Origin of the sequence: Donghicola sp. XS_ASV15 (assembly GCF_041224595.1) — a bacterium.
GTDB lineage: Bacteria > Pseudomonadota > Alphaproteobacteria > Rhodobacterales > Rhodobacteraceae > Donghicola.
Window position 1 is genome coordinate 35,676 of the sequence record NZ_JBGFGN010000164.1, and the last position, 17,228, is coordinate 52,903.

18 protein-coding genes and 1 riboswitch are annotated in these 17,228 nt (G+C 58.1%); of the genes, 5 read left to right on the forward strand and 13 right to left on the reverse strand.

Translation table 11 applies throughout. The features are described 5' to 3' along the window. The first annotated feature begins 146 nt into the window (after positions 1 to 146). Entirely contained in the window at positions 147 to 584 is a 438-nt protein-coding gene (locus AB9K37_RS18435) for a GNAT family N-acetyltransferase (protein WP_369841574.1), read from the forward strand. On the opposite strand, the gene AB9K37_RS18440 is transcribed toward AB9K37_RS18435, so the two are convergent. The 12 genes from AB9K37_RS18440 to miaB form a co-directional block, all read right to left on the reverse strand. Next, positions 560 to 1,183: a d(CMP) kinase gene (locus tag AB9K37_RS18440; protein ID WP_369841576.1), complete on the reverse strand. Its 624-nt coding sequence runs from the start codon at positions 1,181 to 1,183 to the stop codon at positions 560 to 562. The two genes, AB9K37_RS18435 and AB9K37_RS18440, sit on opposite strands and share 25 nt — an antisense overlap. A 72-nt stretch (positions 1,184 to 1,255) precedes the next feature. Continuing rightward, complete coding sequence (locus AB9K37_RS18445) at positions 1,256 to 1,654, reverse strand: GFA family protein (protein ID WP_369841579.1); 399 nt, start codon at positions 1,652 to 1,654, stop codon at positions 1,256 to 1,258. 48 nt (positions 1,655 to 1,702) lie between these two features. Continuing rightward, positions 1,703 to 3,049 (reverse strand): 3-phosphoshikimate 1-carboxyvinyltransferase, encoded by a 1,347-nt coding sequence (aroA, locus tag AB9K37_RS18450; RefSeq protein WP_369841581.1) that lies wholly within the window; start codon positions 3,047 to 3,049, stop codon positions 1,703 to 1,705. A gap of 66 nt (positions 3,050 to 3,115) precedes the next feature. Then, complete coding sequence (gene trmB, locus AB9K37_RS18455) at positions 3,116 to 3,838, reverse strand: tRNA (guanosine(46)-N7)-methyltransferase TrmB (RefSeq protein WP_369841584.1); 723 nt, start codon at positions 3,836 to 3,838, stop codon at positions 3,116 to 3,118. Positions 3,839 to 3,960: 122 nt separating this feature from the next. After that, positions 3,961 to 5,130 carry a methionine adenosyltransferase gene (metK, locus tag AB9K37_RS18460; RefSeq protein ID WP_072705521.1) on the reverse strand — a complete coding sequence of 390 codons (1,170 nt, stop codon included), beginning with the start codon at positions 5,128 to 5,130 and terminating at the stop codon, positions 3,961 to 3,963. A 5-nt stretch (positions 5,131 to 5,135) separates the two neighbouring features. After that, a riboswitch (SAM-SAH riboswitch) is annotated at positions 5,136 to 5,185 on the reverse strand. A 14-nt stretch (positions 5,186 to 5,199) separates the two neighbouring features. Beyond that, the gene (gene lnt / locus AB9K37_RS18465) at positions 5,200 to 6,699 is read right to left on the reverse strand and encodes an apolipoprotein N-acyltransferase (RefSeq protein ID WP_369841587.1); all 1,500 of its coding nucleotides are present in this window, start codon (positions 6,697 to 6,699) and stop codon (positions 5,200 to 5,202) included. Beyond that, positions 6,696 to 7,589: a hemolysin family protein gene (locus tag AB9K37_RS18470; RefSeq protein ID WP_369841590.1), complete on the reverse strand. Its 894-nt coding sequence runs from the start codon at positions 7,587 to 7,589 to the stop codon at positions 6,696 to 6,698. Before AB9K37_RS18470 ends, lnt begins: the two co-directional genes overlap by 4 nt. A gap of 36 nt (positions 7,590 to 7,625) precedes the next feature. After that, positions 7,626 to 8,132, reverse strand: coding sequence for an rRNA maturation RNase YbeY (gene ybeY, locus AB9K37_RS18475; RefSeq protein WP_369841593.1), 507 nt, complete (start codon positions 8,130 to 8,132; stop codon positions 7,626 to 7,628). A gap of 8 nt (positions 8,133 to 8,140) precedes the next feature. Further along, the gene (locus tag AB9K37_RS18480) at positions 8,141 to 9,145 is read right to left on the reverse strand and encodes a PhoH family protein (RefSeq protein WP_369841596.1); all 1,005 of its coding nucleotides are present in this window, start codon (positions 9,143 to 9,145) and stop codon (positions 8,141 to 8,143) included. Between the two features lie 185 nt (positions 9,146 to 9,330). Then, a complete protein-coding gene (locus AB9K37_RS18485; protein ID WP_369841598.1) occupies positions 9,331 to 9,666 on the reverse strand; it encodes a hypothetical protein in 336 nt (111 codons plus the stop codon). A gap of 12 nt (positions 9,667 to 9,678) precedes the next feature. Continuing rightward, positions 9,679 to 10,287, reverse strand: coding sequence for an OmpA family protein (locus tag AB9K37_RS18490; RefSeq protein ID WP_369841600.1), 609 nt, complete (start codon positions 10,285 to 10,287; stop codon positions 9,679 to 9,681). A gap of 207 nt (positions 10,288 to 10,494) precedes the next feature. Next, positions 10,495 to 11,808, reverse strand: a complete 1,314-nt coding sequence (gene miaB / locus AB9K37_RS18495) for a tRNA (N6-isopentenyl adenosine(37)-C2)-methylthiotransferase MiaB (protein WP_369841603.1) — start codon at positions 11,806 to 11,808, stop codon at positions 10,495 to 10,497. 119 nt (positions 11,809 to 11,927) lie between these two features. On the opposite strand from miaB, the gene AB9K37_RS18500 reads away from it, so the two are divergent. The 3 genes from AB9K37_RS18500 (at position 11,928) to AB9K37_RS18510 (ending at position 16,049) form a co-directional block, all read left to right on the forward strand. Continuing rightward, complete coding sequence (locus AB9K37_RS18500; protein ID WP_369841606.1) at positions 11,928 to 12,806, forward strand: hypothetical protein; 879 nt, start codon at positions 11,928 to 11,930, stop codon at positions 12,804 to 12,806. 108 nt (positions 12,807 to 12,914) lie between these two features. Beyond that, on the forward strand, positions 12,915 to 13,427 hold the full coding sequence (locus AB9K37_RS18505) for an oxidoreductase (RefSeq protein WP_369841609.1): 513 nt from the start codon (positions 12,915 to 12,917) through the stop codon (positions 13,425 to 13,427). Between the two features lie 69 nt (positions 13,428 to 13,496). After that, the gene (locus tag AB9K37_RS18510) at positions 13,497 to 16,049 is read left to right on the forward strand and encodes an ATP-binding protein (protein WP_369841612.1); all 2,553 of its coding nucleotides are present in this window, start codon (positions 13,497 to 13,499) and stop codon (positions 16,047 to 16,049) included. A gap of 45 nt (positions 16,050 to 16,094) precedes the next feature. Here the strand turns inward: AB9K37_RS18510 and irrA are convergent, their stop codons facing one another. After that, a complete protein-coding gene (gene irrA / locus AB9K37_RS18515; RefSeq protein WP_369841615.1) occupies positions 16,095 to 16,511 on the reverse strand; it encodes an iron response transcriptional regulator IrrA in 417 nt (138 codons plus the stop codon). A 193-nt stretch (positions 16,512 to 16,704) separates the two neighbouring features. Between irrA and fabA the strand changes: the two genes are divergently transcribed. Beyond that, positions 16,705 to 17,214, forward strand: a complete 510-nt coding sequence (fabA, locus tag AB9K37_RS18520; protein ID WP_369841618.1) for a bifunctional 3-hydroxydecanoyl-ACP dehydratase/trans-2-decenoyl-ACP isomerase — start codon at positions 16,705 to 16,707, stop codon at positions 17,212 to 17,214. Positions 17,215 to 17,228: the final 14 nt, after the last annotated feature.

Here is a 17,228-nt window from a genome sequence, read left to right on the forward strand (position 1 = left end):
GCGATTTTCAAACAAATCAGGGCCGGTTGGTGTATCCGACCCTTGGGTTCCGTCTGGCCATTGCCATGTTGACGAGGCGCGGGATAAGCGATTTTCGTCCCACTGGCAAGCACCAGACCCCGTGAAACCCAGCGAAACAGGCCCCAATGCAGGTTCAAATCGTTCAAATCAGCGCCAAGGACACCCTGCCCCTACGCCATTCCGTGCTTTGGCCCGATCATCCGGTGGATTTCAGCCGCGTGGAGGGCGACGAGTCGGCCCAGCATTTCGGTGCCTATCTAGGGCCTGATCTGGTGTGCGTCCTGTCCCTGTTTGGCGAAGGGACCTCGGCCCGCATCCGCAAGTTTGCCACCCGTCCCGACTGTCAGGGCAAGGGGATCGGCACCCAAATGATGCGTCATGCTTTGGCGCGCGCTGCCGACCAAGGCGCTTCCCGCGTGTGGCTGAGCGCCCGCGAAAACGCCATGCCCTTTTACGCACGTTTTGGGTTTGCGCCCTTTGGCAAACCCGCGCTGAAAGAAGGCCAACCCTATCGCAAAATGCAGGTCAGCCTATCCCATCAGAGCTTGGCCAGTTCCGCCTGACGCGTCTCAATCCGTGTGACGGCGGCAGCGACGGCATCTTCGATCGACAAGCTGGTGGTATCCAGTTGCAGTGCATCATCGGCTGCAATCATGGGCGCATCTGCGCGGGTGCTGTCTCGACGGTCGCGCTCCCGCAGATCGGCCAGTACCTCTTCCAACGACACCTTGTGCCCTTTGAAGGTCAGTTCTTTCCAGCGACGCTCGGCCCGCACATCATCGCTGGCTGTGACGAACAGCTTCACCTCGGCATCGGGGCAAATGACGGTGCCAATATCGCGCCCATCCAGAACCGCGCCCCCAGCCCGCGCCGCAAAAGCGCGCTGGAAATCGACCAACGCTTTGCGAACGTCAGGCATCGCAGCGACCTTGCTTGCCGCCTGCGCCACTTCGGGTGCGCGCAGACCGTCCCCTTGCAAATCTTCTGCAACCAGAGTCTGAGCCGCCTCGAGCGCGGGGGTTCCGTCCAGCGTTTTGCGCCCTGTCGCACGATAGAGCAGGCCCGTGTCCAGATGCGCGAACCCGAAATGGGCCGCGATTGCTCGGGAAATCGTACCTTTGCCGGACGCCGCAGGTCCATCGATTGCCACAGTAAACGCCACCGTTTTCGCCTCCATCTGGGTCAGAGGACAGATTGGTAGCCCAAGCGGCCCACAGGGGCAACCCGCCCCGTTTCAGCCTTTGATCACGGGGCTACGACGACCAGTCTGATAACACGGCAACCCGTCATCGACCTCGTAGTAGTCGCCCTTATACCCGTAGAAGATGTGCCTATCCATCGTCAAACCGGTCGGGGCCTCGAACGTGCCCGCCATCAGGTAAAGCAGACCATCAAATTCCTCCCAGAACAGATAGCTGCTACAGGTCGGGCAAAACCCGCGCTGCGTACCGGGACTAGAGCGATACCAGCGCACTTCGCCCGTAATCGCGACCGCGTCTTTGGGCGCTGGGGCGGCCGCGGAAGAGTGACCGCTGATTTTACGACATTGGTTGCAATGGCAACCGGTGATCGGCCCCAACTCAGCATCGACCTTATAGCTGACTGCCCCGCACAAGCACCCGCCCTGAACCATGCATCCCTTCTGAAAGCGATAGGGCGCCCCGAAGGCCGCCCCAAGACATTACGTCCGCTCGATTTTCGCCCCAAGGCCGCCCATCAGCGTCTCGAAGATCGGGAAGCTGGTGGCAATCGCGCCGCCATCATCCACGCTGATCGGCTGCTGGCTACACAGCCCCCCCACGAGGAAGGACATGGCAATGCGGTGATCCAGATGGGTCTCACAGGTCGCGCCGCCAGGCACATTACCTGCACCCAGACCTTTGACGATCCACCAATCATCGCCCTCTTCGACCTCGACCCCGTTGGCGCGTAGGCCCTTGGCCATTGCATCAATCCGATCGCTTTCCTTGACGCGCAATTCTTTGACGCCGCGCATCACGGTGTCACCGGTCGCGTTCGCCGCAACCACAGACAGCACAGGGTATTCGTCGATCATCGAAGCTGCGCGCTCGGGCGGCACTGTGATGCCCTTCATGTTGGGCGAATACTTGGCACGCAAGTCGGCCATAGGCTCGCCGCCCTCGACACGCTCGTTCTCATAGGTCAGGTCCGCGCCCATCTCGCGCAGGGTGGTGAACAGGCCCGCGCGGGTCGGGTTCAGGCCAATATTCGGGATCAGCACGTCAGAGCCGGGGGTCACCAGCGCCGCACAGACAGGAAACGCCGCCGACGATGGATCACGCGGTACGGTGATGTCCTGTGGCTTCAGCTCCGGCTGGCCCTTTAGGGTGATGACACGGCCCTCTTCGGTCTCCACAGTCGAAATTTCGGCGCCAAAGCCAGCCAGCATGCGCTCGGTGTGGTCGCGGGTGGCTTCTTTCTCGATAACCACTGTCTCGCCCGGCACGTTCAGACCAGCCAGCAGAACCGCCGACTTCACCTGCGCCGAAGGCATCGGCACGGTGTAGCGCACAGGGGTCGGCTCTGCCGCGCCCACAATGGTCATAGGCAAACGGCCACCGCTACGACCAACCGCCTGCGCGCCAAAAAGCGCGATCGGATCGGTCACGCGTGCCATCGGGCGCTTGTTCAGGCTGGCATCGCCAGTAAAGGTCACGGTGATCGGGCACGTCGCCATTGCGCCCATGATCAGACGCACGCCAGTGCCGGAATTCCCGCAGTCGATCACGTTGTCAGGCTCTGCAAAGCCGCCAACGCCGACACCTTTGACCGACCAGTTGCCGCCACCGTGGTTGGTGACTTCGGCACCAAACGCCTGCATCGCCTTGGCGGTATCCAATACGTCCTGCCCTTCCAGCAGACCTGTGATCTTGGTCTCGCCCACAGCCATAGCTCCAAGGATCAACGAGCGGTGGCTGATCGACTTGTCCCCGGGGACATGGGCCTCGCCGGTCAACGGACCAGAGGCATAGGCGGTCATCGGGATGGGCGTGCCATGTGCAGACATCGGGCGTTCCTCGTTCAATCAATCTGCCCTTCTGTTATCGCAAACAAAGGGCATGGTCTATCGCCCTCAGCGGCGACGGAAAGTCATGTAATGGGGCGTGCGCCCCTCGCGCAAAGCTTTCTGCTCGTAGCGCGTGGAAATCCAGTCCCCCCAAGGCGCGCGCCAGTCAGCAGGCCCCTCGGCCAGCCATTCGAAACCGGCTTGCGGAACCTCTTGCATGGTCTGGCGGACATAGTCGGGAATATCGGTGGCCACACGGAACTCAGACCCTTGGGCCATCACCTGCGCCAAGGGCTGCAAATGCTCTTGGGTGACAAACCGGCGGCGATGGTGCCGCTTTTTCGGCCAAGGATCAGGGTAGTTCAGGAACGCCTTCTCAACACAGCCATCGGGCAGCACGTCAAACAGATCGCGCGCATCACCGGGGTGCACCTTCAGGTTGGTCACGCCAGCCTCGCGGATTTTCCCCAGCAGCATGGCAACACCGTTGATAAACGGCTCACACCCTATGATCCCCATATCGGGATAGGTCTTAGCCATGTGCACCAGATGCTCACCGCCCCCAAAGCCGATCTCCAGCCACAACGGACGCCCGTCAAAAATGGCCTCCACATCCAGCTTCTCGCGGTCAGGGTTCACATCCCAACCGACCGGACCAGGGGACAAAGGCTCCAGATCCTCTGCCAGAAACTCCTTCTGGTTCGGCCGCAAGGTTTTCCCTTTGAACCGTCCGTAGAAGTTACGCCAAGGCGCGCCAGAGGGGTGTGTTTTCGGTGTCTCGTCGCTCATGGCCTGCCCAATAAAGCCGCGCTCTGCCCAAAACAAGCCCCAGCTTCTTTTTGCCTTAAATACTCAAAAACGAAACACGGCCCACAAGGGGCCCCGCCTGCATATCTCTATGTCACCGAAAATCAGCGGATCTCGCGGGCCAGAGCCTCTGCCAGATCGGTGCGCTCCCAGCTGAATCCGCCGTCCGCTTCGGGCGCGCGACCAAAGTGACCGTAGGCTGCGGTGCGCGAATAGATCGGCTTGTTCAGGTCCAGATGCGTGCGGATGCCACGGGGTGACAGGTCCATCACGCGGGGAATCGCTGCCTCGATTGCGGCCTCCTCGATTTTCCCTGTGCCGTGGCAATCCACGTAAATCGACAGGGGCTTCGCAACGCCAATCGCGTAGCTCACCTGCAAGGTGCACTTGTCTGCCAGACCTGCAGCCACGATGTTTTTCGCCAGATACCGCGCAGCATAGGCGGCAGAGCGGTCCACTTTGGTCGGGTCTTTGCCGCTGAATGCACCGCCGCCGTGGGGGGCCGCGCCGCCATAGGTATCCACGATAATCTTGCGACCCGTCAGGCCCGCGTCCCCATCGGGGCCACCGATCACAAACGTCCCAGTGGGGTTCACCCACCACTCGGTCTTCGCGGTCAGCAATTCAGCCGGGATGATCTCGCGGATATAGGGCTCGACAATCGCGCGGATGTCGTCGCTGGTCTGCGCTTCGTCCGCATGCTGGTGCGACAGCACGATCGAGGTCACTTCAACCGGCTTGCCGTCCTCGTAGCGCAACGAAATCTGCGACTTCGCGTCAGGACGCAGGGTCGGCTCCGCGCCGGATTTGCGTGCATCCGCCAGACGGCGCAACACCGCGTGTGCGTACTGGATCGGCGCGGGCATCAGCTCGGGGGTTTCGTTGGTCGCGAAACCAAACATGATCCCTTGGTCGCCCGCCCCATCACGGTCCACACCCTGCGCAATGTGCGCGGACTGCTCATGCAAGAAGTTCAGCACGTGGCAGGTGTTCCAGTGGAACTGTTCTTGCTCGTAGCCGATGTCACGAATGCAATCACGGGCGATCTGGGTGATGCTGCCCATGTAGTTGCGCAGCTGCTCCTGATCGGACAAGCCCACTTCGCCGCCGACAACCACCATCCCGCTGGTCGCAAAGGTTTCGCAAGCCACGCGCGCGTTTTCCTCGGCTGACAACAGCGCGTCGAGCACCGCGTCCGAGATACGATCGCACACCTTATCAGGATGCCCCTCGGAGACGGATTCCGAGGTGAAGATGTAGTTCTGTCTGGTCATTGAAGTGCTCCGATAGAAGTTTGCCCGCCACGTCAGGAAGCCGTTGTGACAGGAATATGAACAAGGGACCTATGCCTGTCCTTCTTCCGCGTCAACGGAAAACGGACCGCGAAATTGGAAAGCTGTCGCAACTACTCCTAAAATCAAGAGCAACGCGCACCAATCGCCAATATGGCTGTAGATTGTCGCCTTTCGGACAGGCGGGAGAGGCCGATCCAAATAGCCCGCAGTGTTCAAGCCAAGCAATCCGGTGACATTCCCATAACTATCAATCACGGCAGAAATCCCTGTATTCGCGGCACGAACCACAGGGATACCGGACTCGATCGCGCGCATCCGCGCAATCGCCAAGTGCTGATAGGGACCGGAGAAATTACCGAACCATGCGTCATTGGTCAAATGCACCAACAGCGCCGGACGTTCGGGCGCGGAAAAGACATTTTGCGGAAAAATCGCCTCGTAGCATATGAGTGGCAAGACCTGACCGATTTGCGGGACATCGACCAGATGCGGCCCGTCTCCTGCTGAGTAACCGCCAACTCCCATGGCGGCCAAACCGGTCAAACCAAAGCGATCAAAGAACTTCTGAAATGGCAGATATTCGCCAAACGGGACAAGATGGTATTTGTCATAGATCTCTGAAATCTCGCCGTCGGGCAGCACCAGAGCAGCCGAGTTGTACCAGTCATTCGCCTCTCCGCGGCGCTGAATGCCTAGCACAATGTCGGCGCCCCCGGCCTGCTGCGCGACATGGCCGAGCGCGGGACCAGCGTATTCGAGCAAAAAGGGCACCGATGTTTCCGGCCAAACCACAAAATCCGGAGGGGCTTCCGCAGGCGCCGCAGTAAAGGCCACTTGCCGGTCAAAGAACTTGCGGATGTTGTCGTCAGTCCATTTTTGGCTCTGAACCGCGTTGGGTTGGATCATGCGGACAATCGGAGCATTCTCTGAAATGTCTTGAACAGGAATGGGCCAAAAGGTTCCCCCCCCGAGTGCAGCCGCGACGGGGACAGCCACCCACCGCCGCCGCGCGACCAAAGGCACCGACGCGCAGACCGTCAAGAAGACCAAATTCACGCCATGCGGTCCAATCCATGCGGCGGCCTGATAGGCACCCCAATCCACCAAACCCTGCGAGGCCAGCGCCCAAGGAAAGCCGGTCAGCACATACGCCCGCAAGAGTTCAACCAGCGCGAGCATCCCCGCATAGGCCACAGGATGACCACCAAGCTGGCGCGCCACATAGCCCGCCAACGCCCAAAACAGCGCCAAACCGCCCGCCATAAAGATCAACGCAAAGGGGGCCATCCAGCCGAACACCTCTGGTTCGATCAAGAAGGGTTCGACAATCCATGACAGCGTGACAGCGAAATAGCCGGTACCAAAGAGCCAGCCGAACTTGGCAGCCTGTTTCGGCGAAGCGCATCGCGACCACCACCAGAAAGCCGCCACGAAACCCGCAATAAGGGCGGGCAGAAAATCAAATGGCGCCTGACCCATCGCGGCCACGGCGCCAGATACCAGAGGGGCGCCCCACCCGATCATGAGGCGCCGCAAGCGTTGGGTCATTCAGCGGCCACTCCGCCTTCGGGTGTTGGACGGACGCGCATGCGCTTGATGCGTCGCGGATCAGCATCAATCACCTCGAACTCGAAGCCCGCAGGGTGCTGGATCACCTCGCCGCGCGCTGGAACACGGCCAGCCAACATAAAGATCAGACCACCCAAGGTATCGATCTCTTCTTCGTCGACGTCTTCGTTGTCGGTCAGGGAGTGCCCCAGTTCTTCTTCAAAGTCGTCCAGAGGCGTCTTGGCCAGCACGATGTAACGACCGTTCGGCTCTTTCGTCCAGAACTGGTCGTCATCTGTGTCGTGCTCATCCTCGATCTCGCCCACGACCTGTTCGATCAGGTCTTCAATGGTCAGCAGACCGTCCACACCACCATATTCATCAATCACGAGTGCCATGTGCCGACGCTCTGTCTGCATCTTTTGCAGCAGCACCCCGATCGTCATCGACGGCGGGACGAAAAGCAGCGGTCGGATCAGCCCGTTGATGTCAAATGTCTCGGTCTCGCCAAACCCGTGCTTCAGGGCAAAGTCCTTGAGGTGGATCATCCCAACGGGTGTGTCGAGAGTGCCCTCGTACACCGGTAGACGCGACATCCCGCTCTCGCGGAACACATCGACCAGACCTTCGAGGGAAATGTCGTTGGGGACAGCTTCAATCTCAACTTTGGGAATCGCGACATCTTCGACCCTCATGCGGCGCAAGTTCGCCAGACCAACCGTGGGTGCGCCCCCGTCTGGGGTGTCCTCACCGTCTTCGGTCTCGTCGCCAGAAGGGCCTATGATTGAAAAGAATTTCCGCAGGAATCCGCTGTTATTTGCCGCTTCATCCCCATCCACCGGAAGCGCGCCTGGCGCTGCGATAGAAGATCCGTCGTTGGTGTCGCCCATTAATCCTGTTCCAAAACCCGCAACCTGTCCGTTGCTTTATAGAGTATATGGGTCAGGAATACCCATTTTGCCAAGTATTTCCGTTTCGATCCCCTCCATGAGCGTTGCATCCATGTCATCGATATGGTCGTGCCCGAGCAGGTGCAACACGGCATGAACGGTCAGATGAATCACATGGTTCTCGAACGGAATGCCCCCCGCCTCGGCTTCGGCCAGACAGGTGTCATAGGAAATTGCGATATCGCCCAACTCTTCGGGCGGGCCGTCGGGATCGGCAGTTTCGGGGTAAAACGGAGTCTCGCCCGGCGAATCGGGCGCGCGTTCTTCGGATGGCCAAGACAGAACGTTCGTGGCCTTGTCCTTTTCGCGAAAGTCGGCGTTCAGCTCTTTGATCCGCGCATCATCGCAGGCAAGGACGGCGATTTCCCAGCCGTCCGTGCCAAGTTTCAGATGGTCGAGGACTGCGGTTGCGGCCTTTTCGGCCAACTCTTCGAGACCGACCTCTTCCCAGCGGTCGTCCTCGATGACGCAATCGGTGATCATGCTGTGCCCTACTGTTGCTGCTGACGCTGCTGCTGGCGTTCAAACGCCTTCTGCGAGTCCTCGTCATACGCTTCGATGATCGCGCGCACCAGAGGATGTCGCACAACATCGCTGGCCGTGAAGTAGCTGAAGCTGATGTCCTTGATCCCATTTAGCAGTTGCTCAGCATGAGCCAAGCCCGACTGAACACCGCGCGGCAGGTCGACCTGCGAGCGGTCGCCCGTGATCACCATGCGGCTGCCTTCGCCCAAGCGGGTCAGGAACATCTTCATCTGCATGGTCGTGGCATTCTGCGCCTCGTCCAGCACTACAAAGGCATTCGACAGAGTCCGGCCGCGCATAAAGGCCAGCGGCGCGATCTCGATCTTCTTTTCCTCTTTCAGCTTGGCCAGCTGCTTTCCGGGCAAAAAATCGTTCAGCGCGTCATAGAGCGGCTGCATATACGGATCGACTTTGTCTTCCATCGCACCGGGCAAGAAGCCCAGACGCTCGCCTGCCTCGACCGCGGGACGGGACAGGATGATGCGATCCACTTTGCCGTCGATGAACATCGACACGCCAACAGCCACAGCCAGATAGGTTTTACCGGTGCCTGCGGGACCGATGCCAAAGGCCAATTCGTTCTCGAACAAGGACTTCACATAGGCCTTCTGCGCGTCGGTGCGCGGCTCGATGACCTTTTTGCGGGTCTTGATCTCGTAATTGCCACGCCCGAACATCTCGAGCTGGTCGCCTTTCGACGCGGGCTCCGGCGGATGGGTGTCCATCCGCAATTCGCGGTCCACATCCGCAGGCTCGACCGGACGTCCGGTCTCCAAACGTTCGTACAAGGTCTCCAGCACATCCAAAGCGGTGTCTGCATTCTCTTGTTCGCCAATGATGGTGATCTGGTTCCCACGGCGGACCAACTGAACGGTCAGCGCCTTTTCGATCTGGGTCAGGTGCCTGTCGTATTCGCCGCAAAGCGTTGACAGCAGACGGTTATCTTCGAATTCAATGAAGAGTTCAGCCATGGGCCAGCTCACTTCTGCTGGCGGACGGGGCACGTAATTTCAAGTTGCTCTCCGCTAAGTCTTTTCTTGATGCTGCCAACTTCAGAAGGCCTGCGCAAGTCTTGGTACGCGATTGTGACAAGCACATAATGAAAAACCCCGACACGAAGCCGGGGTTCCTGTGAATTTTGAAGCAGTTGCGATTTTTAGATCGGGTCGCCGATGATTGCGGTCGCGCCCTCTTTGAAGTCGCCAGTCGCAATGGTCGGCGGGGCCGCGCCGGAACATACGGGCTTGCCGTATTTGTCGAGACGCTGAGACAGGTAGCCTTCGACGCCATCGTCGATAATCCAGTGATCGCAGCCGGTCGGATCAACCCAGATACCGGCCTGTAGCTGACTCAGATCTTTGGAGTCGATGCCGCGGTCACGGGTCATATCACCGTTGTTGCCACCAACGAGGCCACCTTCCCAAGTGCCACCTTCGCAGGCGGCCAGGGTCAGCACGCAAGAACCGATAAGAAGGGATTTGATGAGTTTCATATTTTCCTCACTTTACCGGATGCAGAAGATTTCGACGCGGCGGTTTTGCGCCATGCCCTCTACGGTCGCGTTAGATGCTTTGGGCATCCGTTCGCCGTAGCCGCGAATATCAATCACCGGAGCGCCAACAGAGTTGCCGACGGCAGCCACCGCGTTGGCACGGTTCAGCGAAAGCTTCATGTTGTACTCGTCGCTGGCACGGCTGTCCGTGTGACCCGCAACGATGTAAGCGCGCGCATCCGCACCCTGAAAGAACTGCATCAGGCTTTGACGGCCAGCGCTGCTGATTTTGTAGCTGTCTGTCGCAAAGTACTGATCGGTATTCAGGACACCGCACAGGTTGCGCTCGTGGCAGACAGGCGTGCCGTCGCGGCGCACATGGGGCGTCATGTAGCCTTCGGCACCATCGTCCATCACCCAGTGCTCGCACCCGTCGGGATCAATCCAGATCGTCGGAGTGTAACGCTCACCTTGGACAGTAACGGTCGCGCCCTGACGCACGCTTTGCACCCCGTATGTTTCGTTTGTGACGAAGCCTTGCTGCGCGAATGCAGCGCCCGCCACCACCACAGTGCAAGCTGCAACAACCGCGCTCACTGTGCGTGTAATTATTTTTGTCATCGATCCTTCCCCGATCCGAACTTTTTCGCAAATAGGAACATTAATTCAAACTTACCCCAAAGGCTCATGTCTAATCTATTGGGGAAAATGATTTAAATCCGGCTAAGAGAAACGTAACCAACACCCAAACGAAAACAATAAGCCCGTTACCCCCATAATGATGAGAATAACGGGACAGTCAACACTTTGAGAGGTTTAGCAACCGAATCAGGCGATCTGGCCGCGTAGGGAATTTGGACCGCTTTCAGTGATTTCCACCTCGCGCAGATCGCCAGCTTGTACGCCATCGGCCTGAACGTGCACCGCGTGCAGATACTCTGATTTACCGACCATCTGACCTTCTAGTCGACCGGGCTTTTCAAAAAGTACGTTTACCTTGCGGCCGACCATATCATCCTGCACCTCGCGTTGGTGACGTGTGATAACTTCTTGGAGGCGCGACAGGCGTTCAGACTTCACGTCTTCGGACAGCTGTTCACGCTCTGCTGCGGGCGTGCCGGGACGGGTAGAGTATTTGAAAGAATAGGCGTAGCCGTATTTCACCGCCTCGAGCAGATCCATGGTCGCCTGAAAATCCTCTTCAGTTTCTTCGGGGAAGCCGACAATGAAATCGCCCGACATCAGAATATCAGGGCGAGCTTCGCGGATACGCTCGATCAGCTTGAGGTATTCTTCGGCGGTGTGGCTGCGGTTCATCCGCTTCAGGATCTTGTCAGAGCCAGACTGCACAGGCAGGTGCAGGTAAGGCATCAATTTTTTGCAGGTGCCATGTGCCTCGATCAGGTCATCGGACATGTCATTGGGGTGACTGGTGGTGAAGCGGATGCGCTCCAGGCCATCGACCTTGTCCAGTTCCCAAATCAGCTTGGCCAGCGACCACGTGCCGCCCTCGCCTTCGCCGTGGTAGGCATTCACGTTCTGACCCAGCAGGGTGATTTCGCGCACGCCGCGTTCGACCAGATCATTTGCCTCGCGGATGATCTGCTGAACGGGACGCGACACTTCGGCACCGCGAGTATAGGGCACCACGCAGAACGCGCAGAACTTGTCACAACCCTCTTGGACGGACAGGAAAGCGGTCGGGCCACGCGACGCTTTGGGGCGGCCTTTCAGCTTTTCGAACTTGTCTTCCTCGGGGAAGTCGATGTCCACGGGCTTCTGACCGGCGCGCGACTTTGCCTCGAGTTCGGGCAGACGGTGATAGCTCTGGGGACCGACTACCAGATCGACCATGGGCTGGCGGCGCATGATCTCTTCGCCCTCGGCCTGAGCGACACAGCCTGCAACACCAATGCGTAGATCGGGCTTCTCGACCTTGAGGTTCTTGAACCGGCCCAGTTCGGAATAGACCTTTTCAGCGGCCTTCTCACGAATGTGGCAGGTGTTCAGCAGGATCATGTCCGCGTCTTCGGGTGTCTCGGTTTTGACGTACCCGTCCATGACCTCGGCCATCCGCTCGCTGTCGTAGACGTTCATCTGACAGCCATAGGTTTTGATGTACAGCTTCTTGGGCTCGGCCATGACGCGGTTCCGGTTCTCTATGGGGAAAGTTGAGCGCAGCTTTTATCCCCTCGGGCCTTATCTTGCAATGGCGGGCAGAATGACCCAACCTGTGCGCGATCGCATCATAGGATCAGCGAATGAACTACGCGAATTTGAACGACTTTTTGAAACGTGGGACGGCAATTTTTGCCAAAGGTCCGGTGGCCCTGATTTTTGCAGAGGATCCGGTCGAGGTCGACTCGACCATTCTGCACCACCTGTGCCTTGGATTTCGGCACGTGGTCGTCTTTGGTGGGCCGACGATCGAAATCGAACCCCACATCACCGAGGGTCCGGATTCGGAAAAGGTTCACTTCGTTGCGTACGATCTTTTGCCGGACCACGCGGTGCAACAGGCCGTCAACGCGGTTGCAATGCAGATGCCCAAAGAGTGGCTCTTTTACTGCTATAACGCCGAGTATCTTTTCTTTCCGTTCTGCGAGAGCCGAACGATCGGCGAGATGGTCACCTTCCACACCGAAGAGCGTAGGGATGCGATGCTGACCTACGTCATCGACCTTTATGCGGAGGATCTGGAAGCAAACCCCGACGCTGTCAGTCTAGACGAGGCCTATCTGGACCGCTCAGGCTACTTCGCACTTGGCCGACCTGATGCCATGCGCCACCCCAAAGAACGGCAGCTCGATTTCTTTGGAGGTCTGAGATGGCGCTTCGAAGAATTCGTTCCAAAGCCCAAACGCAAAATCGACCGAATCTCGATTTTCAAAGCAAAGCCCGATGTGCTGCTGCGCGATGACTTCACGTTCACTGAGGAAGAATACAATACCTATTCCTGTCCGTGGCACCACAACCTGACGGCTGCCGTCGCCAGTTTTCGTGCGGCCAAAGCGCTGCGGCGAAACCCCGGAAGCGCTTTTAATATCAATACCTTTATGTGGCATGCGTCGACCAGGTTCGAATGGGATTCGGCCCAGCTTATGGATTTGGGCCTGATGGAGCCTGGTCAGTGGTTTTGACCCAAATACAACCTTTAGGATGTACCACACGCCCCTTTGATCAGGTGCCCGCCATTAGGAGGGCGTGGTAAGTCATTTCCTAGAGATTTCAATATAGGAGGGGCCTTGATGTCTGCCATAGGATTTCTGGGTAAAGTGGTCACACTCGCAACGTTTGCTCTGACCCCCATTGCCGCCGCTGCACTTGATGCACCAAGCGGAGAAGTGGTTTTGACCGTCACAGGGCAAATCACCGAAACCAACAACGGCGATCAGGCGGATTTTGACATTGAAATGCTCGAAGCTCTCGGGGTGGAGACATTTGCCACCACCACCCAATGGACCGAAGGCGAACCCGAATTTTCCGGCCCAACGCTGCAATCCATTCTAGAGGCCGTGGGCGCTGGCACAACGCAACTGCGCGCGACCGCGCTGAACGATTACGCCATCGAGATGGACGCAGGAACGGATGGGTTTCCGGGACCGGTGATCGCGACCAAACTGGATGGGGCGCCGATGTCGGTCCGCACCAAAGGTCCGCTCTGGCTCGTGTACCCCTACGATATGGACATCAAATTCCAAAGCGAGGTGATTTACTCGAACAGCATCTGGCAACTCCGTTCCATCGAAGTTCTGGACTAAGGCCGAGGCACGGGTGTGACGCGGAGAGCAAAAGCGGAAAATATCCTGCAAAAAGGACGCGGCCTGAGAATGGTCGCGTTAATTCTGTTCATCTTTATCGCGCTGGCGTCCGTCATAACCCTGACGCTCTCTGTTTTCCAAAAACAAAAAGAGCTGCAATACGCCAGTTCTGACAGCGTCATCTGGACCCTTTCTCAGCTCGAAGTCGAATACCTGAAATTCTCGAGCTCGCTTCTGGATGCCGACAGCCATTCTTCTGATCCTGCGAAGCTCAGGGATTTGCGTCAGAAGTTCGACATCTTTTACAGCCGCGTCGACACGGTTTCCAACCTGCGGGGGCTGTACAAGTATGAAAGCGGGCAGGAAACGCGTGCGATCTTTGGCGTAATCCGAAACGAACTGGATCGCGCTATTCCGCTGATTGATGCGAATGACGCCGCCCTCGCGGACGGGATCAACCAACTTCGCGCAATGGACCAGCGCATCGCATCGCTCGTCCGCAGTGCATCGCTTGAAAACCTACAGAATTTCGTAGCAATTTCCTCGATTGCGCGTGAGACCATTCTGAGCACCATGCAATTGCTTGGCGCGATGACGATCGGCATGATGATCGCACTGGCGATCACAGTTTTAATTTTGTTCCGGCTTGCAGGCAAAAACGAACGCGTTGCGACCGAACAACGCCACTTGGCTGCCCGTCTCCAGACAATTCTAGACACCTCGCTCGACGCCGTCCTCGTGGTCGACACAGACGGCTTTATCCACCATTTCAACGGCGCGGCCGAAAAGGTCTTTGGCCACACCCGCGCCGAGGCTGTCGGTCACGGCCTGACCGATCTGATCATCCCCGAAGAATACCGCCGCGCCCACGAAATCGGCATGCAGCGGATGCGGGATCGCGGAGAGACACGTCTTGTTGGCCGCGGCCGGATCGAGATCGAAGCGATGCGCAAGAACGGCGCGATCTTCCCCGTCGAATTGTCAATTGAGCGGGTCGAAACCGATGACGAGACGTTCTTTGTCAGCTTTATTCGAGACATCTCTGATCGCAAGCAAGCAGAGAGGGAACTGGTCGACGCCCGGGATCGCGCGCTGGCAGGCGAGAAGACGAAATCACGCTTCCTGGCGATCATGAGCCACGAAATGCGGACCCCTTTGAACGGTCTGCTCGGTATGTTGGACTTGCTGCGCCAGACCAAGGTCGACCAAAAACAACGCTTTTATATAGAGAATATGGAGTTCTCTGGTCGCGTTCTGCTGGACCTGATCAACAACGTGCTCGATCTGACCAAGCTCGAGACTGACGTCGACGTACTGAACAACTCCAGCTTTGATCCCGAACGCCTGATCCAAGAGGTCATGGCCTCACAACTCGCGCTGGCGCGCAATAACGAAAACCAACTTCACTACGAATGGGTTGGCGATGTGGCTCAGGGCGTTCTCTCTGATCGTGCCCGCCTGCGCCAAATCCTTCTCAACCTCGTGAACAACGCGATCAAGTTCACCCGCAATGGCGAGATCACTGTCGAAGCTGAAATCCTTGAACCGCTGACCGTGGACGGGCGGCATGAACTGGAACTGCGCATTCTTGACACCGGCTGCGGCATTCCAGAAACCGAACTGGATCGTGTCTTTGACGACTTCGAAACCGTCGACAACGATTACGATCGCAACGCCGAAGGCTCCGGCCTTGGACTCGGCATCGTACGCCGACTGGTGCGGATGATGGGCGGACAGATTGGTGTCGAAAGCGAATTGGGCGAAGGCAGCCTCTTCTGGGTGCGCCTACCCATCGTGATGACTGAGCGCTCCGAAGAAGCCATGCCCTTTGCCGCGCTCGCCACCCCGAACCGTGACGCAAATCTGCTGATGGTCGAAGATAACGAGATCAACCGCCGCGTCCTGCGCGAAATGCTAGAGCATCAGGGCCATACGGTGTCAGAAGCCCACAACGGGATGGAGGCTGTCGAAAAGAGCAGCCTTGACCACTATGACGCGATCCTGATGGACATCAGCATGCCAGGCATGGATGGCATAACTGCCACAAAACACATCCGCAGCAGTGACAGCCCGAACAAACTAACCCCCATCCTAGCCGTCACGGCCCACGCAATGCCCGAAGAGGTGAAGACCTTTATCGATGCAGGTATGAATGCGGTCCTGAACAAGCCCGTCCAGCGCAACGAGTTGACCAAGCGCCTGAACGAGTGGATCGGAGAGGACGAAGACATCGACGACGATTTCGATGACGGGGACATGGACGCCGAAGAAGACAACGTCATCAAATCTCTTGCGCGCGATTTGCAAGCCGAAGAGATCGCAGGACTGGTGGGCCGCTTCTTGTCCGAGACAGACCAGGTCATGGAACAACTCGGCCAGATGCCACACACGGACGAGAACCGTGTCGAGATCACGTCGATGGTGCACAAAACCGCAGGCTCAGCGGGCAGCTTTGGTCTGGCTGATTTCCACCATGACCTTGCGGCAGCACAAACCGGCCTAAAGACCGACCCAGACTATGACATCACAGCAAGTGTGCTCGGCCTTCAGCAAAGCTGGCGCATTGCCAGAGAAGATGTCGTTAGGACTCTCCAAGATCTGAAGATCACAATTGAGCAATAAAAAAGGGGCCTCGTGCGGCCCCTCCCCTTCCCCAGTGCGTGGCTGTTACTTGCGGCGCAGGCGGATTACCACGTCGACCTTGGCTATTTCCATACCATCGGGGGCGTTGGGTAGGCTGATGATCTCCAGATCCTCGGCCGGGGCGTCCGTCAGTCGCGCTTCGTCTTCCCAATAGAAATGCGGATGGTCGTAGGTATTGGTGTCGAAATAGCTTTTGGAGCCATCCACCGTCACCTCGTTGATCAGGCCCACGTCGCAAAACGCACGCAGGGTGTTGTATACTGTCGCCAGCGACACCTTGTGCCCCTGCTTCAGCGCAGCGGAATACAGGCTCTCTGCGGTGACGTGGCGGTCTTGGCCATCGCCAACCAGCAACTCGGCAAGAGCCAAACGCTGCCGCGTCGGGCGCAAACCTGCTGTCGCAAGCCAGTCGGTTCCGCGTTCTGTCGCTTTGGTAGTCATGCTGCCTCGGGCTTTTCTGGGTTAGAAGAGAATATAGGACGTTTCCCTAGGGTTTTTCAACGCCTCGAATTGATCATCCAATCGGACGTATAACGCCGCGGATCATCGTCATGCCCTTGCCACCCTTTGCGCGCGGGTGCTAAGGGGTGCGAAACGCGAAATGACCGTAAATCCATAGTAAGGAGCCGCCTCGATGGCCGATTATCCCACCAGCTTCGACAAAGAAGAGCTGCTGAAATGCGCCCGCGGTGAATTGTTCGGACCCGGAAACGCACAGCTGCCCGCCCCGCCGATGCTGATGATGGACCGGATCACCGAGGTGTCTGGCGATGGCGGCGAGCATGGCAAAGGCCACATCATCGCAGAATTCGATATTACACCGGACCTGTGGTTCTTTGACTGCCACTTCCCCGGCAACCCGATCATGCCCGGCTGTCTGGGTCTGGACGGCCTGTGGCAGCTGACCGGCTTTAACTTGGGCTGGCGCGGCTGGCAGGGTCGCGGCTACGCACTGGGTGTCGGCGAAGTCAAACTGACCGGTATGGTCCGCCCCGATCGCAAAATGCTGACCTATCGCGTGAACTTCACCAAAGCCGTGCAGACCCGTCGTCTGACCATGGGCGTGGCCGACGGTATCGTCGAGGCCGATGGCGAAGTCATCTATCAGGTCAAAGATATGAAGGTCGCTCTCTCCGAGAGCTAATCCATCACGATTTC